Source organism: Paenibacillus sp. URB8-2 (assembly GCF_013393385.1).
Lineage (GTDB): Bacteria > Bacillota > Bacilli > Paenibacillales > Paenibacillaceae > Paenibacillus_AQ.
The window spans coordinates 308,231-333,930 of the sequence record NZ_AP023239.1; the positions used below are offsets into that span (position 1 = coordinate 308,231).

The 25,700-nt window shown below is 51.6% G+C and carries 21 protein-coding genes, 1 pseudogene and 1 CRISPR repeat array (1 of these 23 cut by a window edge); of the genes and pseudogenes, 18 read left to right on the top strand and 4 right to left on the bottom strand.

Annotation, left to right across the window (positions count from 1 at the left end; all coding sequences use genetic code 11):
• Window positions 1-2,784: a CRISPR direct-repeat array (repeat unit 32 nt; unit sequence GTCGCACCCTATGCGGGTGCGTGGATTGAAAT) (it extends 1,840 nt beyond the left edge of the window).
• Between the two features lie 150 nt (window positions 2,785-2,934).
• Window positions 2,935-4,149 carry an MFS transporter gene (locus PUR_RS01495; RefSeq protein ID WP_179037696.1) on the bottom strand — a complete coding sequence of 405 codons (1,215 nt, stop codon included), beginning with the start codon at window positions 4,147-4,149 and terminating at the stop codon, window positions 2,935-2,937.
• A 326-nt stretch (window positions 4,150-4,475) separates the two neighbouring features.
• On the opposite strand from PUR_RS01495, the gene PUR_RS01500 reads away from it, so the two are divergent.
• Complete coding sequence (locus PUR_RS01500; protein WP_179033716.1) at window positions 4,476-5,519, top strand: AI-2E family transporter; 1,044 nt, start codon at window positions 4,476-4,478, stop codon at window positions 5,517-5,519.
• A gap of 138 nt (window positions 5,520-5,657) precedes the next feature.
• On the opposite strand, the gene PUR_RS01505 is transcribed toward PUR_RS01500, so the two are convergent.
• The gene (locus PUR_RS01505) at window positions 5,658-6,056 is read right to left on the bottom strand and encodes a hypothetical protein (RefSeq protein ID WP_179033717.1); all 399 of its coding nucleotides are present in this window, start codon (window positions 6,054-6,056) and stop codon (window positions 5,658-5,660) included.
• 393 nt (window positions 6,057-6,449) lie between these two features.
• On the opposite strand from PUR_RS01505, the gene PUR_RS01510 reads away from it, so the two are divergent.
• From PUR_RS01510 to PUR_RS01525, 4 genes are all read left to right on the top strand, one after another.
• Window positions 6,450-6,995 carry a MarR family winged helix-turn-helix transcriptional regulator gene (locus PUR_RS01510; protein ID WP_179033718.1) on the top strand — a complete coding sequence of 182 codons (546 nt, stop codon included), beginning with the start codon at window positions 6,450-6,452 and terminating at the stop codon, window positions 6,993-6,995.
• A 36-nt stretch (window positions 6,996-7,031) separates the two neighbouring features.
• Window positions 7,032-8,480 (top strand): aryl-sulfate sulfotransferase, encoded by a 1,449-nt coding sequence (locus tag PUR_RS01515; RefSeq protein WP_179033719.1) that lies wholly within the window; start codon window positions 7,032-7,034, stop codon window positions 8,478-8,480.
• Between the two features lie 365 nt (window positions 8,481-8,845).
• Window positions 8,846-9,061, top strand: a complete 216-nt coding sequence (locus tag PUR_RS01520) for a hypothetical protein (protein ID WP_232101670.1) — start codon at window positions 8,846-8,848, stop codon at window positions 9,059-9,061.
• Between the two features lie 35 nt (window positions 9,062-9,096).
• A complete protein-coding gene (locus PUR_RS01525; protein WP_124696177.1) occupies window positions 9,097-9,333 on the top strand; it encodes a DUF6953 family protein in 237 nt (78 codons plus the stop codon).
• A 423-nt stretch (window positions 9,334-9,756) separates the two neighbouring features.
• Here the strand turns inward: PUR_RS01525 and PUR_RS01535 are convergent, their stop codons facing one another.
• Window positions 9,757-12,192, bottom strand: a complete 2,436-nt coding sequence (locus tag PUR_RS01535; RefSeq protein ID WP_179033722.1) for a UvrD-helicase domain-containing protein — start codon at window positions 12,190-12,192, stop codon at window positions 9,757-9,759.
• A gap of 216 nt (window positions 12,193-12,408) precedes the next feature.
• Window positions 12,409-13,218, bottom strand: coding sequence for an alpha/beta fold hydrolase (locus PUR_RS01540; RefSeq protein ID WP_179033723.1), 810 nt, complete (start codon window positions 13,216-13,218; stop codon window positions 12,409-12,411).
• A 249-nt stretch (window positions 13,219-13,467) separates the two neighbouring features.
• Between PUR_RS01540 and PUR_RS01545 the strand changes: the two genes are divergently transcribed.
• The 13 genes and pseudogenes from PUR_RS01545 to pdxR all read left to right on the top strand — a co-directional run bounded on the left by PUR_RS01545 (window position 13,468) and on the right by pdxR (window position 25,452).
• A complete protein-coding gene (locus PUR_RS01545; protein ID WP_179033724.1) occupies window positions 13,468-14,268 on the top strand; it encodes a DUF6492 family protein in 801 nt (266 codons plus the stop codon).
• 126 nt (window positions 14,269-14,394) lie between these two features.
• Window positions 14,395-15,420, top strand: a complete 1,026-nt coding sequence (locus PUR_RS01550) for a LacI family DNA-binding transcriptional regulator (protein WP_179033725.1) — start codon at window positions 14,395-14,397, stop codon at window positions 15,418-15,420.
• 373 nt (window positions 15,421-15,793) lie between these two features.
• Window positions 15,794-16,546: a B3/B4 domain-containing protein gene (locus PUR_RS01555; RefSeq protein ID WP_179033726.1), complete on the top strand. Its 753-nt coding sequence runs from the start codon at window positions 15,794-15,796 to the stop codon at window positions 16,544-16,546.
• A gap of 65 nt (window positions 16,547-16,611) precedes the next feature.
• Entirely contained in the window at window positions 16,612-17,298 is a 687-nt protein-coding gene (locus tag PUR_RS01560) for an AzlC family ABC transporter permease (protein WP_179033727.1), read from the top strand.
• Window positions 17,295-17,594: an AzlD domain-containing protein gene (locus tag PUR_RS01565; RefSeq protein ID WP_232101671.1), complete on the top strand. Its 300-nt coding sequence runs from the start codon at window positions 17,295-17,297 to the stop codon at window positions 17,592-17,594. The genes PUR_RS01560 and PUR_RS01565 overlap by 4 nt, the downstream gene beginning before the upstream one ends.
• Window positions 17,595-17,623: 29 nt before the next feature.
• Window positions 17,624-18,301: a flavodoxin family protein gene (locus PUR_RS01570; RefSeq protein ID WP_179033729.1), complete on the top strand. Its 678-nt coding sequence runs from the start codon at window positions 17,624-17,626 to the stop codon at window positions 18,299-18,301.
• A gap of 48 nt (window positions 18,302-18,349) precedes the next feature.
• A complete protein-coding gene (locus PUR_RS01575; protein WP_197970116.1) occupies window positions 18,350-18,688 on the top strand; it encodes an AraC family ligand binding domain-containing protein in 339 nt (112 codons plus the stop codon).
• Window positions 18,689-18,715: 27 nt separating this feature from the next.
• Window positions 18,716-20,224, top strand: a complete 1,509-nt coding sequence (locus tag PUR_RS01580) for an anthranilate synthase component I family protein (protein ID WP_179033730.1) — start codon at window positions 18,716-18,718, stop codon at window positions 20,222-20,224.
• Complete coding sequence (locus PUR_RS01585) at window positions 20,196-20,795, top strand: anthranilate synthase component II (RefSeq protein ID WP_179033731.1); 600 nt, start codon at window positions 20,196-20,198, stop codon at window positions 20,793-20,795. Before PUR_RS01580 ends, PUR_RS01585 begins: the two co-directional genes overlap by 29 nt.
• A gap of 12 nt (window positions 20,796-20,807) precedes the next feature.
• Complete coding sequence (locus tag PUR_RS01590) at window positions 20,808-21,113, top strand: chorismate mutase (protein ID WP_179033732.1); 306 nt, start codon at window positions 20,808-20,810, stop codon at window positions 21,111-21,113.
• On the top strand, window positions 21,082-22,557 hold the full coding sequence (locus PUR_RS01595; RefSeq protein WP_232101672.1) for a UbiD family decarboxylase: 1,476 nt from the start codon (window positions 21,082-21,084) through the stop codon (window positions 22,555-22,557). Before PUR_RS01590 ends, PUR_RS01595 begins: the two co-directional genes overlap by 32 nt.
• 14 nt (window positions 22,558-22,571) lie before the next feature.
• A pseudogene (gene trpB / locus PUR_RS01600) lies at window positions 22,572-23,787 on the top strand (tryptophan synthase subunit beta).
• 126 nt (window positions 23,788-23,913) lie between these two features.
• Window positions 23,914-25,452 carry a MocR-like pyridoxine biosynthesis transcription factor PdxR gene (gene pdxR, locus PUR_RS01605; protein WP_179033734.1) on the top strand — a complete coding sequence of 513 codons (1,539 nt, stop codon included), beginning with the start codon at window positions 23,914-23,916 and terminating at the stop codon, window positions 25,450-25,452.
• The last annotated feature ends 248 nt before the right edge of the window (window positions 25,453-25,700 follow it).

Below are 25,700 nucleotides of genomic sequence, written 5' to 3' on the forward strand. Positions count from 1 at the left end.
CAGGACGGCGACAAGCTTGTGGTCGCACCCTATGCGGGTGCGTGGATTGAAATAATTAATAAGGAGATCAATGAGCTGCCGGTACGGTCGCACCCTATGCGGGTGCGTGGATTGAAATATGATGAGAAGACAGGACTCACGAAAAAGGTTCCCGTCGCACCCTATGCGGGTGCGTGGATTGAAATCAAGATTGACGGATATTGCAACAAAGAATGCCCAGTCGCACCCTATGCGGGTGCGTGGATTGAAATACTTGATAACGTTCGAATGCTGCCGACGCCGATCGTCGCACCCTATGCGGGTGCGTGGATTGAAATGTCTTAATGTGAAAAAGCGAGGAAGAAGGAGACAGTCGCACCCTATGCGGGTGCGTGGATTGAAATATCCCCGCGGACGTTCGGCGCTCCGAAACATCGACGTCGCACCCTATGCGGGTGCGTGGATTGAAATAAGTGTGCCGCTGAATTTATACCGGTTATTTGGGTCGCACCCTATGCGGGTGCGTGGATTGAAATCAGAGCATAGTCAGGAGATCCGCAAGGACCTTAAGTCGCACCCTATGCGGGTGCGTGGATTGAAATGCTGAGTCGGCCGACAAGCTGTTTCGGCAAGCATTGGTCGCACCCTATGCGGGTGCGTGGATTGAAATTGGCTGGCGACCGGCAAAACCCACTCATTCAGCGTCGCACCCTATGCGGGTGCGTGGATTGAAATTGCTCATCCAGAGAAACATTTCTCAGCGAGAGTTGGGTCGCACCCTATGCGGGTGCGTGGATTGAAATTCCTGGGCCGCCGCAACCATGCGCCGCGTCTCCAAAGTCGCACCCTATGCGGGTGCGTGGATTGAAATTATTCGTATATGATCTGCCCATCATCCGGCGGCAGTCGCACCCTATGCGGGTGCGTGGATTGAAATGCTTGGCCGCAGCGTCGAACAGCGTCAGGACAAGCGGCGTCGCACCCTATGCGGGTGCGTGGATTGAAATTTGAGCCGGTCCTGGTGGAGTAAGGTAGAGATGGTCGCACCCTATGCGGGTGCGTGGATTGAAATATCGCTGACTCGTCGTGGTCGAGTCCTGCGGCGATAGTCGCACCCTATGCGGGTGCGTGGATTGAAATCGACATGGTTGCCGTGCTGATCGCTCCGGCAGTGCGTCGCACCCTATGCGGGTGCGTGGATTGAAATAATCAATTCAATGAGCCGGGCGCGGTTATTGTCAGTCGCACCCTATGCGGGTGCGTGGATTGAAATCGGAACAAGACATGCTCTGAAGCGGCAACGAAAGGTCGCACCCTATGCGGGTGCGTGGATTGAAATTCATCACAAATCAAGCCCTTCCCGTGCTGATAGAGTCGCACCCTATGCGGGTGCGTGGATTGAAATCGCTATAAGGCGGCCGAAAAGGAAGCTCAGCTTCGTCGCACCCTATGCGGGTGCGTGGATTGAAATTATTTTAAAGGTTTTTAAGGATTTCCCCCCCCTCCCGTCGCACCCTATGCGGGTGCGTGGATTGAAATTTTTTATAATCTCAGCACAGACGACGCCTTCGATAAGTCGCACCCTATGCGGGTGCGTGGATTGAAATTCACCTCATGATGATTGTGTGTTATAATTCGCTCGTCGCACCCTATGCGGGTGCGTGGATTGAAATATTCGACAATTGAGGATATAGGAATTTCTGCAAGTCGCACCCTATGCGGGTGCGTGGATTGAAATCTCGTACCAGACAAACTTGAAAAAGCCCTTGCGGTCGCACCCTATGCGGGTGCGTGGATTGAAATCTGGTAGCGCGGCGGGATGGCCGCCCGATCGTCTGGTCGCACCCTATGCGGGTGCGTGGATTGAAATTTCGGAAGGTTGAAGGCGACCAGCCCGCGCATCCCGGTCGCACCCTATGCGGGTGCGTGGATTGAAATGTTTTGGTCGAGTTCAGAAAGCACCGGAAGACGTACGTCGCACCCTATGCGGGTGCGTGGATTGAAATAACGAGGAGGTGGCGTAATGCACACACACGAGTACGTCGCACCCTATGCGGGTGCGTGGATTGAAATTGTGTTGGTTGGGTCAACAAAAATTTCATTGTCGAGTCGCACCCTATGCGGGTGCGTGGATTGAAATAATTGCAACGATAAAAGGGATCAAATTTGCAAAGTCGAACCCTATGCGGGTGCGTGGATTGAAATCCCATTGACCCAGGGCAGCGACTTTACGGCCGTGGTCGCACCCTATGCGGGTGCGTGGATTGAAATGTTACCGGCAATCCGGACGACTGCGCTTATACGCGTCGCACCCTATGCGGGTGCGTGGATTGAAATTCCATCCTCGATCATGGTGGTAATACTCCACATCTGGTCGCACCCTATGCGGGTGCGTGGATTGAAATTGAAAACTGTGCGTATTCGCTAAATCCACCTGGACGTCGCACCCTATGCGGGTGCGTGGATTGAAATCATTGGGGGACTCGTTGGCGGGGCGGTCGGTACGGTCGCACCCTATGCGGGTGCGTGGATTGAAATATCGTCCCCGCATATGGAGTTAACGAAACCGCACCTGTCGCACCCTATGCGGGTGCGTGGATTGAAATTATGTCGACGGCAAGGAACGGAAATTTAGCGCGGGTCGCACCCTATGCGGGTGCGTGGATTGAAATAATAAATCTATTGAGGCCCAAGAGGAGGCCAAGGAGTCGCACCCTATGCGGGTGCGTGGATTGAAATTGATAAGCCGTTTGGCGCAAGCGTGGCTACAGTTGTCGCACCCCATGTAGATGCGTGGATTGAAATCATCAGCACCCCTCCGGACATTCGCAGCTTATCGTCGGACCCCGTGCGGGTGACTGGATTTATATAGAATCTGACGGTAGGATTCCAGGTCAATTACAAGGATAGATCGACGCCGTAATCTGTGTAGACTCTGTGCAAAACGGGGTTCCGCTACAGCAGCTCCCCCCGCTTCTTCAAATACCGGTACAGCGGCACGGCCGACAAGGCACAGAGCAGGGCGCACAGGCCGATGAAGGCATAGCCCGCCTGAAGCCCGGCCAGCAGGCCCTCCCCGGCGTTCCCGCTTGAAGCGACAACGTTCTTGATGCCGGTAATGATGGCGCCGATCAGATAATTGCCGATGACGCTGGACACGCCCATCAGGGTGACGATGAACGTAATAGCGGTGTCGCTGCCCTGGCGGTAGCGCTTCGCGATCAGCGCCATGACGGTGGGGTAGATCGGCGCGATGCCGATGCCCGCCGCGGCGAACAGAAACGCCCCCGGCTCGCCCGCCGCAATGGCGGCGAAGGTCAGCAGGCCGGACAGGGCGGAGAAGATGATGAGCGACAGCGTAAAGCCGATTTTGTCGGTTACGGGACCGAGAAACAGCCGGGCGAAGGTGAAGCAGAGAAAGAATACGGAGAGCATGCCCGCCGCGGCCGTTCCGTCCCAGCCGTAGGCTTTTTCCAGAAAGTTGACCAGCCAGCCGCCGACCGCCATTTCGGAAATGACGCCGAAGGACAGAATGGCGACCAGCATCCAGATGACGGGATCGGCGGCGATAGCTTTAAGCGGAATCCGGTCATCCTCCGAGGTGCCGCCGCTCGGGAACTTGCCGGCAAATGCGGGAATCATCGGCAGGACGGCCAGCAGCAGAATCAGCAGGTACACGTCCCGCCAATCGATGGCCCGGCCGCCGATCGACAGCGTCATCAGTCCCGATGCGATCATCGGTGCCACGGTCGAACTGAGCCCGTAGAAAAAGTGGGCGAGATTCATCATCGTGCCGGTGTTGCGGATAAAGATTCGCGCGGCAAGCACGGCAAGCCCGATTTCCAGCATTCCGTTGCCGATGTACATCAGGAAGAAGGAGCCGGAGAGCGCCGGATAGCTGCGGGACAAGAAAATCAGTACGCCGGACACTATCATGGAACTGAAAGACAGCAGGCAGACCGCCTTGATGCCGATTTTGCGGATCAGGTAGGCGGTGAAGGAGCAGGCCAGCAAATAGCCGAGCGAGTTCAGTGACAGCAGCGTGCCGATGCGCATTTCATCGAGGCCGAGTTCCAGCTGGATGCGGGGAATGGCGGGCCCCTTAATGTTCTCGGAGAAGCCGAAGATTAGAAATCCGATAAAGACGGTGAGCAACTGGAAAATATACATACGTTTGGACGACGAGACCGGAAACGTTTTCTTGTGATTGATTTCTTTTGGCAGAGTATCCAAGTGTAAGCCTCCATAGAGAAGTAATCTGGCCGTCCGCAAGGCGGGGGAAGCCAATGTAGTGTATTATACACGGCCCTGACCGTCCGGGGAAAGCGCCTGCCGGAACGCAACAATCTGATATTTAATGAAACAAGAAACGGATCAGCCCGTATAAGTTATTCAAAAGGCGCACTGGCCGATGTGCCGTTATTCGCCGGTTGCTTTCAGCTTTGTTGTTACGTAGACTATAATCAGTGTCAAATGCAGGCGAATGGAGAGAGACAATGGAATTATTTAAGCGGTTTTTTGCGGATTTGACGATCCGCAGGTTTGGAATTTTGCTGCTGGTATGCTTGCTGCTGTACGGAATCAGGGATATGCTCAATCTGGTGCTGCTGACCTTTCTGATCGCTTATATCATGAACAGCTTTCAGGTGCTGCTGTCCAGGCGGATCGGCAGATACATACGGGTGAACAGCAAGGTTATCATCATCATTCTCTATCTGGCTATGATTTCCACGCTGGTGATTGCGCTGGTGCATTATTTGCCCAAAATATTTGTCCAGGTCAGACAGCTCACCAATTTCCTCATAGCGTTAACCCCGGAGAATATTCCGCAGAACGAGATCGTCCAATATTTATTCAACACCGTCAAGGGCTTGAACTACGAGAAGTATATGACGAGCGGTCTCGATTATATAACGACGATCGGCAACTGGGGCACCACCTTTGTCCTGGCCATTATTCTCAGCTTCGTCTTTATTCTGGAGAAGAACCGGATCGTTGCGTTTACCGCGCGGATGAAGCAGAGCAAGCTTTCGTGGTTTTATAATGAGCTGGAGTATTTCGGCAAAAAGTTCATTCTGTCCTTCGGCAAGGTGATCGAAGCACAAATTCTGATCGCACTGTTCAACACGATTTTTACGGTCATCGGGCTGACGGTTCTAGGATTTCCTTATCTGTTCGCGCTCGGCGTTATGATTTTCCTGCTGAGCCTCATTCCGGTAGCCGGGTTTCTCATCTCGCTCATTCCGCTCTGCATCATCGGCTACAACATAGGCGGACTGATGATGGTGGTGTACGTGCTGGCGATGATCGCCGTGCTGCATTTCATTGAAGGCTACTTCCTGAATCCGAAGCTGATGTCCTCGAAGATGAATTTGCCGATGTTCTATACCTTTATCGTGCTGCTGTTCTCGGAGCATTACCTCGGCGTATGGGGATTGATTCTGGGCATTCCGATTTTTGTGTTCATTCTTGATATTCTGGAGATCAAACGCGCTAGCGCCGAAACGGACCTTCCGGCCGAACGCCTTAAGAAACTGTAATCCATTCCGGCCGCTGAGGCCCCTTTAAGACGGCAGTCCCCCAAGAGCATTAAGGCATGGCGGGAGGACGGTTCTTAAGGGGGCTTTTTCAAGCTTTAAGACGCTGAAATCCAAGAGCATCACGAGCGGGGCGCTGGCTTAAGCGGGGTTAACGCTCCTGCTTATAATCTCCGGCACTTCCGCCCTGTAAGCCTCATACTGCTCCTTCGTAATGCTTCCAGATGCAAGGCGCATGTCCAACTGCCGGGTGAGCTCCTCTGTCTGCAGGTCGATGACCCGCTGAACGTCCGCACCATTCGCGGCTGCGATATCGGCAAGCGACTTGCCCTCAAAGAGTGCATAATACAACTCCTCGCCGGAAGGCCGGTTCAGCGTTTCGAGCAAGTCGTCCCGATCCGATGCGCCGGCGGCTAAAGACAGCTTGGCTACCGGGCTTGCGCCGACGCTTTTGAACGCCCAGGCATTTCCTCCGAACGAGATTGCTACGATCATGGTGCCGATAATTACTACTCGTTTGATATTCCGTGTGATATTCATATGTAGTCCCTCATTTCTTATTTCGTTTTCGACCTGTTTATATTTTACCCCCCGAAACTGACCGGAACCTTAAGTGCGCTTTAAAATAACCTTAAGATGATGTGGAGAAACAGCAACCCCGGAAGCGCGGGGTCCAGTGCCTAATAGGCTGGATCGTCAGCTTGAGGGGCGGGAGAATGCTGCATTTGCTATATCTGTCTTTTCATAATTCATACTTGACAGGTAAGATTAATAGGTTTATGATTTCTTAATAACCTTTCAACACTAAATAAATGATTCATGAAATATCATTTCGAGCCGATTGGACCGTCAAAGGCTCCCGAAGCGCACCCCATGGGTGAGCTCCGGGGGCCTTTTTTGATGCCATGCGGCAAATTCGAGGAGCAAAAACCTATGGATAATACGGATTGGGATGTGCTGGAGGAGGCCGACTGGCTGTTCCGCAAGATGGTCAGAAGGTTTGTGAAGGAGCGGGACCGCATCAGCGTGGAGGGTATCGCGCTGCCGGGTATGATGGTCCTGCATAAGATTATCCGCGAGGGCGATCAGCGGCTCATCGATTTGGCGGAGCAGCTCGATCTTACATCGGGAGCGATCACTGCGCTGTGCGACAAGCTGGATGCGGCCGGGTATACCGTCCGGCGGCGCAAGAATGGTGACCGTCGGACGGTGCTGCTGGGCATCACGGATAAAGGTCGAGAGATGTTCGAGCGCAACCGCAGTGTCGGCTCGCGGTGTATCTCGCTTCTGTTCGAGGGCTTCGAACGGGAGGAGCTGACCGCCCAGAACCGGGCGTTCGAGAGAGTCATCGGCAATCTTGAGGGGTTCTCGGAGGCCATCCTGAAGCTTGCCAAGCAGAATGCCGAGCCTCCCTTACCGGCCGGCCCAGAACGGAAGCAGAGCCCGGTATCGACGCAAAGCCGTTATTTGACCTATTAGAATACGTTCAATTTATAACAAGGGAGATATGAAACAATGGGATTTCCAACCGTATATCCGACGGGGGCTACCGTCTATAACCCGAGCAAGGCATGGAGCGGCTATACCGTGTATCAGGCAGGCGAAGAGGGCGTCGTTCTGATCGATATGAACGGCAGAGAGGTTCATCTGTGGAAAGGGCTGATCGGCTTTCCGGCCAAGGCGCTTCCGGGCGGCTATGTGCTGGGCAGCACGGGCCGCAGAGATCCGAAATTCGGCATTCAGGACAATGTTGATTTGGTGCAGGTGGACTGGGACGGCAATATCGTCTGGAGATACAACGGCTACGAGCATATCGAAGATCCCGGCTATGAGCCGCTGTGGTATGCACGGCAGCATCATGATTACCAGCGCGAGGGCAATCCGGTCGGTTATTATGCTCCGGGCCTTGAACCAGAGGTTTCCAGAGGCAAGACGCTGATCCTCGCCCATAAAAATGTGAATAACCCGGCCATTTCCGACAAGCAGCTGCTGGACGATGTCATTATCGAGGTCGACTGGGAGGGCAATGTGAAATGGGAATGGAAGGCGAGCGACCATTTTGATGAGCTGGGCTTTGACGAATCGGCCCGCAATGTGCTGTTCCGCGACCCCAACACCCGGTCCTTCGGCCATCTCGGCGGCGGCGTAGGCGATTGGCTGCATATCAACTCGGCATCCTATGTGGGGCCGAACCGGTTCTACGACGAGGGCGACGAGCGGTTTCATCCGGATAATATTATCTGGGATGCACGGGAAGCCAACATCATCGCAATTACGGACCGAAGAACCGGCAGCATCGTCTGGCGCCTCGGCCCGGATTACTCCCTGCCGGAAGTGAAGCATATCGGCTGGATCATCGGCCAGCATCACGCCCATATCATACCGAAGGGCCTGCCGGGCGAAGGCAATCTGCTCGTATTCGACAACGGCGGCTGGGGCGGCTATGGACTGCCGAATCCCGCATCCCCGTTCGGCCAGAAGAATGCCATCCGCGATCATTCGCGGGTTCTGGAGATTAACCCCGTGACGCTGGAGATTGAATGGCAGTATACCGGAGCGGAAGCGGGCTTCTCGGTCCCGACCGACTCCTATAAATTTTACAGTCCGTATATCAGCTCGGCGCAGCGGCTGCCGAACGGCAACACCTTGATTACGGAAGGCTCCAACGGCCGGCTGTTCGAAGTTACGGTTGACCACGAGATCGTCTGGGAGTACGTTTCTCCCTATACCGACCGAAGAAACACGAATATGGTGTACCGCTCTTACCGGCTGCCCTATGAATGGGTGCCGCAGCTTGCGAAGCCGGAGGAGATTTCCATCGAGCCCATCGAATCCGCGCAGTTCAGAGTGCCGGGAGCCGCGCCAAAGGGCAGCGATTCTGTTGTCAGTGTCGCCACAGCGCTGCCGTTCGTGGAGGGAGCTGCCTGCGTCGCGACCTCGGACGAAACCCGCCGGAGAGCCTGATCGACAGTCCGGAGGGATAATAAGGCGTAGGCTGCTTCATCTCAAATTTCCGTCGGTCCTTCCGCCAAGGCTGGATTTTTGCGGGGGGTCTGCCTGGAGTTTAGGGGTTTTTTTACGAATTAGCTTGGCTGGTCGGGTGGTTTGGACGCAAGGTTCTGTACCCTTATGAAGTGGCCGAAACGGCGGTTCGACGGGAATAGACAATCGTATAGGACGGATAAGGCCGGAGATATATGGGAAACCAGGCAGACACAGGCATCGGAGCGACCGGAGCGGCAAGGATAATTAGGGACAAGTACGCATTACAAATTTAGAAAAACCTGGTATAATTCTTTGGAAAAAGGAAACGAAGGGAAGGTATGCTTGTGTTCCCCGATAACCTGAATGCCAAAGAAGATTCCGAATGGGAGGAAGCTCCCCGCACTGAAGATGCTCCGCAGGAGTACCGAGGGAGAAGCGCAAGGATCGCCGAGGAGTCCCGCCAAGGCTCGTCATGGAGCTTTTTTAACGCGTTTGTCGCGCTTGGCACGACCGTTTCGGTCATTATGCTGTTTCTTTGGCTGATGAATCTGATAAGATAGACATACGAAAGAAGCCATAAGAAAAGAGGATCCAAGTGGAACCGACAGCACAAGATGTGGCGGAGTGGATGGTCAAGGAAATCCGTTTTACGGGAACCTTGTACCAGGCCGACGCAATTGATTATGTAAAAAGAAATTTCGGCGAGCAGTTCGTCTTTGTGAACGAGAACGGCAACGCTTCGCTGTCGAAGGAAGTCAAAAAGGCGTTCCGCAAGCTGCACGGCGGACGGATCGCCTGGGACCGGGACGGCTTTCTGTGGGCCTGGACCTGAGAATACGGCGGGCTTGAAGCCGGACAGCCAGTGGCGGAACGGCGGAAACCTGTGACGGAGCAAGCCGCGTGGACCTCTAGGCGTGGAGATCTACGCGTAGACATTCTGCGCAAAAGGGAACCGGCGGCAAAGGCCGCGGTAATATGAAAATCTCCAGCAGTACCCTCTTAAGAGGATGCGGCTGGAGATTTTTGCGTGTTGGGGGGGCAGCTTGCGATATCGGATGAATAAGCTGGAATTTCTCCCTGTTATTCATCGGACAGAGGCTTATTTTTTAATTAAGCTGGAAATTCTCCCTCTTATTCTTGTGATTTTACGGAAAATAGAGGGAGGCGGACAATTAAATGGAGAAATTCCCTTTCGTATCCGGTAAAGCTTCATTTGGCAAGAAATAAAAGGGAAGAATTCCGCCCTGGCGATGTTCTACACCGGAACGTCCCGGCTGCCTCTCTCCATCGGCGTGCTGCACAGCGGGCAGGGCTTGTGCGCCAGGTGGTCTTCGGCGCCGCCGGACTTGACGCGCATCCAGCCCGGGCAGGCCGCGTCCGGGCAGCTCCAGGCCGCGACCGTGCGCGTGCGGCCGGAAGCGGCTGCTCCGGCGCCCCTGCCATCGGCGCCGCCGGAGCGCCCATGGCGGGCTGCGCCGCCGCCATATCCGCCGCGGCCGGTGGAGCTGTCCGCGTCAGCGCCGGCAGCTGCCGCGCGTCCGCCCAGGCCCGCGCCGCTGCCGGCGTTCCCGCCGCCGGACCGGGCGCCTTGCCGGCCGTCGCCTGCGCCGCCGTCGCCTGCGCCCGCCGCCCCGGCTGCGCCGAACGCCGCCAGCATAAAGCGGGAGACCGGGGCTTTCCTGCCCCGGTGCAGCGCGGGCGAGCTGACCAGCAGCTCTTCCTTGGCGCGGGTGACCGCCACGTACGCCAGGCGGCGTTCTTCCTCCATCAGCGCCAGCGCTTCACCGCCGCCTTCCGCCGTCTGGCGGTCCTTCAGCCGGCCCGCATCCAGCGCCGAGCTGTGCGGCAGAATGCCTTCGGACGCGCCGAGCAGCACGACGACGGGAAACTCCAGCCCTTTGGACTTGTGAATCGTCATCAGCGCCACGCGGTCGCCCTGCTCGGTCCCGCCGGGAAGCCGGTGATGCTCGTTTCTTGACGTCACCTCGTCAATGAAATCAAGAAATAGGGGGATGCTGCCGAAGCGTCCCGCCGACAGCTCCAGCTCGTCCAGCATTTCCTTCAGCGTCTCCCGGTGCAGCGTCGCCTGATGGCGCTCGTCCGCCAGGACGAAGGAATCATAGAAGCGGCTGCGGATCTGCCGGATCGCCTGGAGCGGCGTGAGCTCCCGCAGATGGCGGAGCATGTCCAGCCGCTCCCTTATGGCCGTCTGGCGAAAGTCCGCCAGCCCGGGCAGGCTCAGCAGATGGATCAGCGGCCCCTGTTTTGGCTGATCCGCCTCCATCCGGTGGATATGCGCCATTCCCTGCTCTCTGCTTACATAGAGTGTAGGCAGCATATCCTCCATGGCGGCAAAATTCCGCCGGTTCACCGTCAACCGCAAATGGCCGACGACCGGCGAAATGAGCCAATGCTCATACAGCAGACGGCCTTCGCCGTAGTCGATGTAAGGGATGTCGCGCAGCAGCAGCCGCTCCAGCACGGCGCGGCTGCTGCTGGATGCTCGGTACAGCACGGCGAAATCGCCGTAGCTCCGCACACCCTGCTCCACGGCGGAAACAATGTACTCCACGATGGCCTCCGCTTCCTCGTCGGCCGTGTAGGGTCGGAGGTACCGCGGCTGGACGCCTTCCGGCGCCGCCGCACGCAGCGTTTTGGGACGCCGCCGCGTGTTGCCCCGGATAATCCCGTTGCCGAGGCCGATGATGGCGGGGCCTGAGCGGTAGTTGATGTCGAGCGTAATCACCTTGGCCTCAGGGTACAGCTGCTCGAATTCAAGAATGAACTCGCTCCGCGCTCCGTTGAACGAATAGATCGTCTGATCGTCGTCGCCGACCACCATCAGATTGCTCCGGGGGCGGGCGATCATGCGGATCAGCTCGTACTGTAGCGCGTTCGTATCCTGAAATTCATCGACCATTATATATAGATAAGTTCTTTGCAGCTCCGCAAGCAGCTCCGGCCGTTCCTGCAGCATCCGGTAGGCGTGCAGCAGCACATCGTCGAAGTCGATTTTGCCGTTGTCCTGTTTCCACTGCTCGTAGCGCTTTAAAATCTCCTTGATTTCCTTGTCCGCATTCGTGAGCTCGGGAAGGCTGCCCGCATCGCCCATGTTCATTTTGCAGGAGGACAGAAGAGAGAGCAGACTTTCCGGCGGGTATGCGTCCTTGGGCAGGCCCAGTTCCCGCATGATCGCTTTAAGCAGAATATGCTGACGGCGCGTTTCATGGAAAATCTCCTGCCGGACTCCCTGTCTCCGCAGAAAGTACAGAAAAAAAGAATGGAACGTGCGGGCCTGCAGTCCCGAAAGTTCCATTCCGCCGATCCCGGGCAGCCTGCCGATCCGCTCCCGCATTTCAGCCGCCGCCCTGCTGGAGAACGTCAGCAGCAGCAGACGTCCGGGCGAAACGCGGCGCACGGACAATAAGTAGCCTGTCCGGCAGACCAGTACACTCGTCTTGCCGGAACCGGCGCCCGCCAGCGTCAGCAGCGGGCCGTCGCCGTGCCGCACCGCCGCGATCTGCGAAGCGTTCAGCAGAATGCCGTCCCGCTCCAGCGTCCTGAAATAGCCGGCATCCGGCTCATCACCGCGCACCAGCTCCCGGCTCGTCTTCGCCGAAGCCGCCGCCGCCCGCGGGACACGGGTTGCGGCGGCTCCCGGCGGAACCGGATGAAACAGCAGCTTGTTCATGATAATAGTCACCTTTACCTATATCCTAATCTTCAAATTCGCATTTTTACCAACCTACACTATACCATCTATGCAGGGAGTCTGCATCCAGTGGGAGGAACTGGCCGGTCGGGTCCTTTTACGCAATGCCAATGCGCAAGCCTGAACGGAACCGTCCAAGGCTTTAAGGTCCGGGGGCAGTGAGTGGAAATTTAACTGACCGTCCAGGCCTATCTTCTATCTCCCTCCAAGCACCTGGAGCAGACGCTGATTGAACAGCTCCAGCTCGTCATAGAAAATGGCATGCCCGCTATGTTCAAAGGTCAGCAGCTGCGAACCCCGGATGCCCTGGTGCATCAGACGGGCGAAATCGTAGGGACAAATCTGATCGAGAACGCCGTGGAAAATCGCGGTGGGCACCTGAATCAAGGGGAGATCGGGGCGTAAATCTTCGTTCCGCAGCATCAGTACGCCGCCGGCGGTTCCGTGGTTGGACGGCGATACATTAAGGGACTGGAACCACTCGCGAAAGGCGGGGGAAACCGGCTTGGCAAAAAAATTCTCTCCAAAGGAGGCGACCGTCTGCGGCCGGTCGGTATACACGCCCGCGAGCAGCTGATCGATGGCCGATACGGGCATCCCGTACGGATAGTCCGCTCCCCGGGCAAACTTGGGAGCCGCCGCCGACAGAAGCAGTAGCTGCGACAGACGGCAGCCCCGGTGCCGGGCCGCATAGTGCAGGACGACGGCGCCGCCCATGGAGAAGCCGATCAGCCGCACACCCGTAAGGCGCAGGGTATCGAGCACTACCCGGATATCGTCGGCCATCCGGTCATAAGTATAGCCCTCCCAGGGCCGGTCGGACTGGCCGTAGCCGCGCAGGTCGATCGAAATGCAGCGGTAGCCGTATTTGGGAAGATGCGTCACCTGATATTCGAACATTCGGTGATCGAGCGGCCAGCCGTGCACGAGGACAACCGGTGTGCCGCTGCCGATATCCTCCACGAACAGTTTGACGCCCGGTTCCGTTTCAATATAGTACTGCACAGAGTCATCCCGCCTTTCGGTATCGTTAACTATTCGATGTATACGCGAGGCTTCAGGGCGCTATGATCAAAAAGGAGTGAACCGGAAGGGTTGACTTTAATTGGAGTTATATTCAGAGCGGCGGGAGACACCCGGCGGGGCTTCTGCTCTGGTAAGCGGCGGACTCCCGATCATTTCATGTCAGCCCATTCCCTTTGAGGCAAACGTTCATACTCTAACAACAAATTGAATAAGTGGAGATGAACGCTTGTGTCCCCTACCTTTGAAGGACCTGCAATAGATGTGTTGATTCCGGCTATTGAGAAGGATCTGGCTACTTTGCCGCATGTGGTTGACGCTGTGAGGAAGCATGTCAGGCATCCGATTCGCAGCATTTTGATCGTCGCGCCCCGCAAGGAGCGGATTATGGATTTTTGCCGCAGGAAAGCTTGTACCTTCGTCGATGAAAATACGGTGCTGCCCATCACCAAAAAGGATATTCACTACCGGTCGCGCACCTGGGAGCGCTCGGGCTGGCTGTTTCAACAGCTGCTGAAGCTGGGGGGCGACAAGCTGTGCACGGCGGATTATTTTTTGGTCATCGATGCCGATACGGTCCTAATTGCGCCGCACCGGTTCCGCTCAAGCGGAAAGACGGTGTTTTACTGCCGGGACTGGAGCCAGCCGGAATATTTCACGACCTACCGGAAGCTGATGGGGCGCAAGGCTGCCCGGCCTTCCTCGTTCGTGACGCATTATATGCTGTTTGAGCGCCGCCGGCTCTCACGCATGAAGCGGGAAATCGAGTCCATGCATGGTGTTCCGTGGTATACGGCCATTATGCGCAGCATGAACCGCACCCGGCAGTTTGCTTTTTCCGAATTTGAAACCTACGCCAATTATGTGTACTCCGCGGACCGCGGCGGAATGATTCTAAAGAAAGCTCGCAACAAAAGCTTGAACATGAGTGCCTCGCAGATTTCCAAACCGGCTATCCAAAAGTACGCCCGCACCTTCCGGTCGCTCTCTTTTCATAAACGGAAAGGGTATATTCGGACGCCGAAGCAATGACGACAGAACCGTAATAAGATTCATCCCGCACTGGCCCGCCGCCGGCAGCCTCCCCTCGCCATTAGACAAGCGCAGTCAAGCGTTTTATAGTTAATGGATATAGGCGAATGATGGGAGTAGAGAATAGTGGTCAAAGCAACGATTGGGGATGTGGCGGCAAGAGCCGGCGTGTCCAAAAGCACCGTATCCCAATATTTGAACAAACGGTATCAGCATATGGGGACCGAGACGCGCGCCAAGATCGAAGCGGCAATCGAGGCGCTTGATTACCAGCCGAATGTGCTTGCCCGGGGACTGAAGCAGAAGCGGACGTCGACGGTCGGCGTTATCGTGGCCAATATCATGCATCGGCTGACCACCGAAATTTGCCGGGGCATCGAAGATTACTGCCAGGAGCAGGATATCAACGTTATTTTGTGCAACAGCGACGAAGACGGGGAGAAGGAGAAGAAATACGCCGAAATGCTTCAGGCCAAGCAGGTGGACGGCATCATTTTGCTTCCTACCGGGAAGAACGGTTCCCTCTATAAAAAGCTTGCCAAGCACGGGCACCCCATCCTGTTCATGGACCGGAAGGTGGAAAGCGTCAAGGCCGACACGATTGTCGTCAATAACCGCGAGTCGGTCTATGAGGCGGTGTCGCATCTGAAGGAGCGGGGACACCGGAGGATCGCGCTTGCTACAGCGCCGCTGACGATCAGCACCCGGACGGAGCGGACCGAAGGATTCCGGAAAGCGATGAACGACCACGGATTGGAATGCGGCAGCCGGTATGTGATTAATGCGGAAATATCCAGCCTGAACAGAAAGTTCCGCGAGCTGTTTGACGGCCCGGAGCCGCCTACGGCGCTGATCGCGGGCAACGACCTCGTGCTGCTGGAGGCGCTTGCCTTTGTGAAGGAGCGGAATCTCCGGGTGCCGGAGGATCTGGCGCTGGTCGCCTTCGACAACATTCCTTTTGCCCACCTGCTAACGCCGACGCTAACCACCATCAATCAGCCTTCATTGGAAATGGGAAGAAAAGCGGCCGAGCGGATCATCAGCCGCATCCGTTCGAAGGAGGACCTGGCGCCGGAAGAGTACGTCTTCAAGTGTGAGCTGGCGGTGCGGCAGTCGTCGGATTTGAAGCGCGGTGGCGCGGATTCACCGTGAACGTGAACATTTGCCATCCTTACAGTAAGCCGGAGGCTACTCATCAGAGCGTCTCGCTGACCGCAAGCGATATGGAAAAATCCCATTATCCCAGGAACACCTTCGTGAATCGTATGGAACGATTCGGCGGAGGTGTTCTTCATTTTAGCGGAGATATTTCCGGGCCGCTCCGTGGAGTAAGGCTGCGTAGAGAGACAGCAAACAGGGGGGAGAATCGATTGCAGGGAGACATGGAGGATCTAATCAATATGGAATGTGTTTCTTATTTCGGATTCTCTAAATTGGTATTGGATTTTAATACATAATTGGTTATTTTCTATCAAGTGTATAAAAGGTATTATTTTCCACGAGAACCGAAGTTAGGAGGAAATGCATGAAAGATCAGAGTCAAGAACTGCAATCTAAAAAGTTCAGGGTCGAGTTTGCCGAAGAAGTCTTCACAGTGGCACCGAACTTGTATGTGGGGTTAATTGCCGTTCCGCACGTGAACAATCTGGACAAAGATGCTGAAGTTAATGCCCTGCTTATGCACATGGAGCAGGAAATTATAAACTCCGGATTGCAGAAGGAGTCCGTTAGTGAAATTCCAACAATTGCGGCTTGGCGTAAAGTCTACAGCCAATTCGGAGCAAAACCTTCGAGGTATCCTTGTGCGGCCGAATCATTGATCAAGCGGGTGATTGAACACGGGAGCCTGCCTCGTATCCATACGTTGGTAAATCTTTGTAACGCTATCTCCCTCAAATCCAGAATGCCAATAGCGTCATGTGATATTGCTGACGTTCAAGGATTGGTTATTCGGCATGCTGAAGGAAATGAGCCCTACCTGCCAATCGGTAAACCGGAAGAGAGGGAATTTCCTGCCCCGGGTGAGATCATTTACGCCGATCAGCTTGGACGAGCCCACTCTCGGAGGTGGAACTGGCGTCAAAGCGATGTAGTGAAAACAACTGCAAAATCTAAACGAATGCTCTTTACAGTAGAGGCTGTCCATCAGGAAGCCAAGATCCTTGTGGAAGCCACTACATTTCTTCTTCTTGAACTGCTTGGGCCATTTACTGAAGAGGGGACTTGTGACAAGGCATTTATTCACGGAAATTCTCGTGTATACGAATTTCAAATGTAGCGACAGGGAGGTTTTTATAAATTGTGACGGATTACGCGCGGAGAATGAGCCTTTTCAGGAGGGGGATGCTTGATTCCGTTCCTATCGTTATGGGCTACATTCCTGCTTGCATCACGTTCGGACTCGTCGGCAAATCACTATCTTTGGGCAATTGGGAGGTTTTCCTTCTATCAGCCTTGGTTTACGCAGGAGCAAGTCAGTTTATCGGCGCCAAATTATTGGCTACAGGCACACTGGCCCCTATTATCCTGTTGCTCACCCTTATTATTAACTTAAGGTATGGTTTCATCAGTACTTCTTTCTCGCAAAGAATCAACCGGCAATCCGGATTATGGTCCAAAGCAATGGTCGGGTTTGGCTTAACGGAAGAGGTGTATGCAATAAGCATGATTTCCCGCGGGAACGGGGAACGCAAAGAGAAACTTTCGATAGCTTATTTGCTGGGGCTGGAGCTTCCTCCTTATGCGGTAACCTTGTTATCCACATGGACCGGAATAATACTTGCGCAATATATACCTGAACACATTCTTCCGGCGCTGAATACTTCTCTGTACGCCTTATTGATCGCTCTGATTGTTCCTCAATTGCGAGGAAGCAAGCGAAGCATCGTAATCTGTATTTCGGCAGCGGCCTCATCCTGGCTGTTGGAGCCCTTTCTGGGTGCGTCCACCGTACTCGTCTCCATGATGATCGGTGCTTGGGCAGGGGGAAGAACATCCTTGAAAAAGACAAATGGGAGGGAAGCGGCTTGACCATTCTTCTTATTGCCGCTATGGGGATAGTTACATTCCTGCTTCGGTTTACGCCGCTGCTTCTCGCAAAAAAAGTGCCGATAGAAGGAAAGAGCAACGGTTTCCTGGACAATCTTCCATTGGCTGTTCTTTCTTCACTAACGATCCCCGGCATTTTTCAAGTTGATGCAGAAACGCCCTGGGTTGGAATTGCAGCCGGATTAACCGCCGTTCTATTGGTTTGCATCCGCAAAGTTCCTTTGTTTCTGGTAATTGTTGCATCGGTCCTGGCCGCCCTTCTGGTAAAGATGATATAAGTTTCCGGTGAAGGAGAGATACAGTTAATATGATTTCCGTTCCGATAGAATTATTGGCTATTTGCGGGTCCACCCGTGCTGGTGGAAATACTGATCAAATTTTACAGTATACACGTGAAATTTCTTCTGAAAGGGGCGCTCATCTATCCATCGTGAATCTGCGGGATTATCATTTTTCCGCAAGTGGTACTTGTGTGGATTGCAATGATCGTGAAACGCCATGTGAGCTTAAAGATGACATGCCATATATCACGGATATGATGCGTAAAGCAGATGGAATTATCTACGCTGTACCGGTTCAAGGCTTTGGAATGGGCCATTTGATGCAAATTTTTATTGAGCGGTCGGGAGTTTGCTATCTTCGATTTGAAAGACCTCTTACCAATAAAGTCGGAGGAGTCATTGTTACCGGTCGTCGTTATAACCATAACCATGTATATTCGCAGATTGTGAATAACCTGCTATTAAATCGGATGATTATTGTAGGCAGTGGATTTCCAGCACTCCTTCAAGGGGGGAAACCCAGTGAAGTATTAGGGGATATCGAGGGATTAGACTCGGTTCGACGTATGGTTAATCGTATGATTGATATGGTGAAAACAATTAAACATTATTCACTATTAACCAATCAATCATACTTAACATTTAATGAAGGCAACGAACGAATGATAGGTGAAGACTTGCTCCAGCCACTAAAAAAACATTGAAAGCGAAGCACAGGATAAAAACCACAAAAAAATGGAGGATTGATACAAATGGATAAAGAGTTGATCGAACTTGGTGCTGTGAATTTTCCGAATATGGAATGGAGTACCTGGGAAAAGCCAGGAGCAGTTGGTCGAGTGAAAATGAGCTTTGTTGGCAACAAGAGACTCCGCCTATTGGAGCTTCCCCCCGGCTTTAATGAGGAGCACTGGTGTCTCAAAGGCCACATAGGCTATGTATTGCAGGGTGAATTTACTATTCATTACCAGGATAGAAAGGTAGCCTGCAGTCCGGGCATGGGATTTGTTATTCCTGATGGAGATCCTCATCGGTCACAAGGAATGGACGGAAGTCCTACATTGGTGTTTGTCATTGATGAAATCGACTAAAATTACAAATCGGAGAGTGAGTCTATCTTGAATTCCATTCAAGTGAACACGGAAATCCATGACATTGCTTTTCCGGAGCCGTTTGAGGCTTATCTGGGACTAAGAGAATATTTTGGATCGCGTGAGGTTTATCTGCTTGAATCGCTATCTGGTCCCGCCAAGGATGCACAAAGTACGTTATTGGGGTTTAAACCCATACTTACCATTACAACTCTTGGTTCAAAAATTAAACTGGATGGTGTCCGTCCTATTGTGGAAAGGGTAGTTCATGAAGCGCTGCAAGCCGGACTGTTGATTTCAGAAATTGATGGGATGCATTTAAAAAGCCGCAAAAAATTGTGGGATTTTTTTCGGTTTGTTCAATCCCAATTTTCTGTTTCGGTTCCTGACCCGGGCCAGTCTTTTTACTTTGGCTACTTTGGTTATTTGGGGTATGATACTGCCTGGTCTATTGAGGACTTGCCCTTTGAAATCCCGGTTAATGAAAGCATTCCGGATGTTGTCATGTCCATTTACCAAGGACTTATCGAATTTAATTTGGTCAAAAATACAGCGCGGCTTATTATCAATCAATCTCCTTACACATGGGACAATATTCACTGTGAAGATATTATCAATCTGTTAAATAGACCCATTCCAATTAATACGGCAGATTTGGACGAAATTACGGATTCGGTCTCTATAGATTTTACGGTCAATAGAGACCGTTATGAAGAAAATGTTAGAAAGGCTCTGGACTATATAGCTATCGGCGATATTTATCAGGTGCAGCTAGGGAATCAAATTAACATTAAAAGCACCATTGACCCTTTGATAGTATACCGGCGATTACGATCTCGAAATCCATCACCCTATATGTATTTGGCACCTTTTGGAGAAATTACGCTTGTTGGCGCGAGTCCGGAAATGTACGTGAAAATTCAGGATAGAACAATTACGATGCGGCCTATTGCTGGCACTTGTCGACGGGGCTTCACTCTTGATGAAGATGAGGAACTCGTTAGACAATTAAAAATGGATGAGAAGGAATTGGCCGAGCATATTATGCTGGTGGATTTGTGCCGCAATGATATTGGTCGAATATGTAGCAGCAAATCGCTTGAAGAGGAAGAATTAATAGCTGTTGAGCAATATTCGCATGTAAACCATCTCGTCTCCAGTGTAAGAGGGGAGCAACGAGCCGACATGGACATGTATGACATTATCGGGGCAACCTTTCCTGCAGGTACAATGACAGGGGCTCCAAAAGTCAGGGCAATGGAAATAATTGAAGAGTTGGAGACGACGCGCCGCGGTCCTTACGCCGGTGCCCTGGGGTTTATTGATTTCAACGGTTTTGTCAATATGGCTCTTTGTATCCGGACCGCTGTTCATCAGGAACCGGATCTGTACGCAATACGCGCATCAGCAGGAGTCGTTGCCGATTCAAAGCCGGAGAATGAATGGAAAGAAACCTTTCATAAAATGGGTGCGCTATTCTGGGCGGTGACGGGAAAGGAGGTACTGAATGAGAGCGATAGTTATAGATGCATATGACAGTTTCGTATATATCATCTGTCAATATTTAATGGAAGCCGGGGTTCATGTGGATGTAGTGCGAAATGATCAATTGGATCTACCGCAGATAGAATATTTTGCGCCGGATCTTATAGTACTGGGTCCGGGTCCGGGGCATCCTGCCGAAGCCCGTTATGTGGAGTTGATACATCAGTATAGCGCTCGTATCCCAACACTTGGAGTATGTTTGGGTCATCAAGCGATCGGTCTTGCCTTCGGTGGCGAGATTGTACGGGCCGAACATTTGATGCACGGTAAAACAAGCCAAATTTATCATGATGGAAAAGGATGTTTTTCTGACGTCGAAAGTCCTTTCCGGGCGACAAGATACCACTCTTTACTCGTAAGTAAAGAAGGTTTTCCAGATTGCCTTGAAATCACGGCACAATCAGAAGATGACGGATATGTTATGGGATTAAGACATAAGGTATACCCCATTGAATCCATTCAATTTCATCCGGAAAGTGTGTACACTGAGCACGGGCTCGTTTTGTTTCAGAATTTTATTCGAAAATACGTAAAATCGTCACTGGGAACTCAATTGATCTAGGAGGAAATCATAATGACTAAAGTACAACTTAATGCACATAGAAATGAAATTGATCGGATTGACCGTGAGATTATCGCCCTTATTTCAGCTCGAACTCGGGTTGTAAAAAAACTAATGGTTTTAAAAACTGACGAAGAATCGATACGTTCCTGTGATCGTGTTCAGCAGGTTCTTGATAAGGTGAGCAAGCTTGCCGAGGAGAACGGACTGGAACCGGAAATCGCTGTATCCACCTATCAAACACTGATTAAAGTTTTAACCGACATGCAGTTAGAATACTTTAGAAGTGACAAACTATCCAAAACAACTGAAGTTTGAGGTGTCTATGGAATTAGCAGCCGGATCTTTGGGTAGTCCCATAATACATGATTTACAATCCGCTCTTGCACTGATGGAACTGAACGGTGAAGAATTGCAATATATTAACCGGCCCACACAGGCGAAATATGAGCTTGCGGCAATTTACGCAGCCCATGGAGGCGGCGTTCCTGTGGTCCCCCCTACCCAAAAAGGCTCGCCAATTCTGTTTGAACAGGTTATGCCTGCGAACAAACCGGTACTGGCTGGTTTATTTGGAACACGCAGGAGATGTGCTTTACTCTTGGGGGCTGATGAACGCCATATATACGATTTATTACTTGAAGCGGTTCAGCACCCAATAGAACCTCTGCGTTGTGAGAATCCTCCATGCGAATATGACATCCAATCGGAGGTTGATCTTCTGAAACTGCCCATTCCTACCATGACCCCTAACGATGCGGGATCCTATATAACGCTCGGATTAGTGGTGGCTAAGCATCCGTTAACGAATGAGATCAACATATCCATTCATCGTTTGTGGGTGAAAAGCAAAAATGAGCTCACCATTTGGATGGTTCCCGGTCGTCATTTGGAGCAGTTATACCTTATAGCGAAGGAGATGGGAGTTTCCCTTCCTATATCCATTAATATAGGATTGGATCCTGCTGTTTATTTTGCCTCGTGCTGTACAGGATCAATTGCTCCGTATGGATTTAACGAACTTTCCATTGCCGGAGGACTGCGCGGACATCCGGTTCATATTTCCTCTTGTCTTTCTAATAACGCGGAATGTATCTCTAATGCGGAGTATGTATTGGAAGGGGAAATCACACATGAGTATTCCCGGGAAGGAAGCACGGGAGACCATTCAATGCCGGAGTTTCTGGGTTATAACGGTAAAGCACATCCTCATTTGCCGATTGTAAAAATTTCTTCGATAAATATAAAAAGAGACGCTATCTTTCAAACCGTAATCGGACCAGGTTACGAACAATCCAATCTTTTGGCAATTGGGATGGAGGCTTCAGTCGTTCATTTCGTTAGGAATCTAACGACAACCAGGATCATTAACGTATATTGCAGCTCTGCCGGTGGCGGGCAGCTGCTGCTGTTTGCCCAATTTGAAAAGCTCACCGCCGAGGATGATGATGCGGTCAGACAAGCGGGGATAGCTATCATTCATAAGTTCAGGATGATTAAGCAGGTCGTACTAGTAGACGAAGATATTGACCTTTTCAGTGAGGAGGATGTCTGGTGGGCTATGGCTACACGCTTCCAAGCGGACGCGGATATTATAGCGTTCACAAATCTTCCGGGATTTCAACTTGACCCATCCCAGAGTCCCGGTATGTCGCCCTCCATAACAATACCGGGAATGACATCCAAAGTTGTTTTTGATTGCACAGTTCCCTATAACATGCGAAACCGTTTCATACGAACCTCTTTTTATATGACAAAATAACAAAGGAGTTTAATATGAGCATACTACAAATAACCAAAGATGGGGTTTTTGGAGAAGGATCTCATGAGTTTGGCGGCAGTTACGTTCCAGAACAACTTGGACGGGCACTGGACAAATTAAGTGAAGCTTTTGAAAAGTATAAGGATGATCAAGCATTTGAGATGGAACTCCAGTATTATGTATGTAGGGCGTCCCAACCCACTTTATTTTGCTGAACGGCTGACAAATAAACTTGGCGGAGCAAAAATATACCTCAAACGAGAGGATTTAAATCATACGGGAGCACACAAAATTAATAACACAATCGGACAAGTCCTTCTTGCTAAACGTATGAATGCAAAGAGGATTATCGCTGAAACCGGTGCTGGGCAGCATGGTGTCGCTACGGCAACTGTATGTGCGCTTTTTAACATCCCTTGTACAATTTATATGGGCGAGGTAGATATACAGCGTCAAGCCTTAAATGTATTTCGTATGCAAACATTGGGGGCGGAAGTGGTTGCCGCCAAATCGGGAAATAGAACCTTAAAAGAAGCTGTTGATGAAGCTTTGGCGGATTTTGCAGAAAATTATGATAATACTTTCTATCTTCTTGGTTCTGCTGTAGGACCTCATCCTTTTCCGCTAATGGTTCGCCATTTCCAATCTATAATTGGTCGTGGAGCCAAGACACAGATTCTAAACAAAGAGGGAAGGCTTCCAGATGTAATTACGGCCTGTGTGGGCGGGGGCTCTAACGCAGTCGGTCTGTTCTATCCTTTTGTCGATGATCTTGAAGTTAAAATGGTTGGCGTTGAGCCGGCTGGAAAGGGAATTGAAACCGGATTTCATGCGGCGCCTCTCAGTACCGGAAAACCTGGTATTATTCATGGATTTAAATGTTACGTAATGGATAAAGCTGAACAATGCCACTCCATTGCAGCGGGACTGGACTATCCAGGTGTAGGTCCGGAACATAGTTATTACAAACAAATTGGACGAGCGGAATACGTTTCCGTCAACGATGAAGAAGCACTTAATGCTTTTTTGACTTTATCCAAACTGGAAGGGATTATTCCTGCTTTGGAAAGTTCCCATGCCGTTGCCTATGCGATGAAACTTGCACCGACAATGAGTAAGGATCAGATTATGATTGTGAATCTGTCCGGTCGTGGAGACAAAGATGTCACTCAAGTGTTTGAAATGATGCAGACGAATGAGTTCAAATCAATGAGTGGAATTGGAAAATAAAGTGTAATGAGTAAAATATCATTGATAATTTTGCAAGCCTCCGGTACTTTGGAAATTACCGGAGGCTTTTTATGCGTTTCATAATAACCGATTATAGTTAAGTATATTTGGAAAGAGGTGATGGTATTGTCACAGGAATTGCTAATTAGCATAGACAAATCGCTTCCTTCTCCATTAAGCCGGCAAATCAGTGAACAGATTCAAAATTACATAATCAGGGGCTTTTTGCGAAGGGGAGAGTCCATCCCACCAACGAGGCTGTTGGCCGAGCAGCTTCAGGTATCGAGGACAGTTGTTCTCGAAGCTTATGAACAGCTTCAAGCTGAAGGATACGTGGAAATGAGAAGAGGGGCGGGAACCTTCATTGCTGATCTTGCCGCCGGAATCAACACGGATGAGGATATCATAGATACGGATAAGCATGCGGCTGTATTCATCAGAGCACCCAGCGTTTTATCTATCGGTAACTCGTCAGCCTCCGGTCTTGTGGATATTACAAATACCGTTCCTTATGATTTTCGTCATGGGGTGCCTGCTTGGGATGCTTTTCCTATGGATAAATGGCAAAAGGCTTTGATGCATTCATGCCGGAAGGCCACTCCCGAGACTCTTACTTATGGTCCGGCGGAAGGCTCCCTTGCTTTACGTGAAGAAATAGCGCGCCTCGTCCGTTCAACCCGCTGCATTCCGGCTGTACCTGAACAAATTGTGATTACCGCAGGCGCAACGCAGGCACTGGACATTTTGTCCAGATTATGTCTGCAGGAGGGTGAGCAAGTAGTCGTTGAAGATCCAGCCCATACCGTACTGCGCGAAATATTCAGCTTCTCGGGCGGAACGGTAATTCCCGTACCTGTTGACCAAGAAGGATTGTGTGTAGATCGAATTGAACAAAGCATCGCCAGACACCGTAAAGATACTGCGGGGAAGACGAAGCTCCTTTACGTAACTCCTTCCCATCAGTTTCCTATGGGAGTAACCCTTTCATTGAACCGAAGAATCGAGATGTTAAACTGGGCCGGAAATAACGGAGCGCTCATTATCGAGGACGATTATGATAGCGAGTACCGGTATGTGGGTCAAAAGATGTCTGCACTTGCAGGACTGGATTCAGGAGGCATTGTTGTTTATGTAGGAAGCTTCAGCAAAGTTTTGTTCCCCGCCTTGCGGATCGGATATGCTATTCTGCCTTTATCCTTGGTTAAGCCGTTTCTGGCAGTAAAATGGATTACGGATCGGATGTCCCCTACCCTGGAACAGGATGCATTGGCCGAGTTCATCCGATCCGGGCAATATGCCAAGCATGTTAATCAAATGGGCAAATTGTATTCTGTAAGAAGGGCCTGTCTGGTAAGGGCGCTGAATGAAGAGTTTGGAAAGCGAGTGTGTTATTTTGGTGACGAGGCGGGACTTCATCTGTTAATTCAACTGGACACTGCAGCGGATGAGGAAACCATCGCCGGAAAAGCGATTCAGTATGGTACCAAGATCTATCCCGCATCCCAATACTTTTCTGATCATAAGCCCAATCGAGCTACATTTCTACTCGGTTACTCAAATCTGTCCGAGACACAAATTCGGAATGGCATTCGGAAGATGGCGTGTGCAGAAGCTGAAGTAACCCGGGAAAAGCGCGTATACAGCTCGAAAGAAGAGACAGAATGACTTTTAAATAAGAAAATCAAACAGTTCTCCCATTGCTTGGCGTAGACTGGGATTGAGGCATAAATCGCTTTGGCTTGTTCTTCATGATAAGTGTGCGAGGTCAGATTTCGGTCCCAAGCATTTCAATTCCATGTATTCTCATCCTGTATCCAGTGAGCTACGTAGGCCGCTGTAAAACGGCTGGCAGAGTTTCGGCTTTGATAAGCCAGCTTCCTTTGTAATGTCTTCCAGCATAATTCAATTACTGA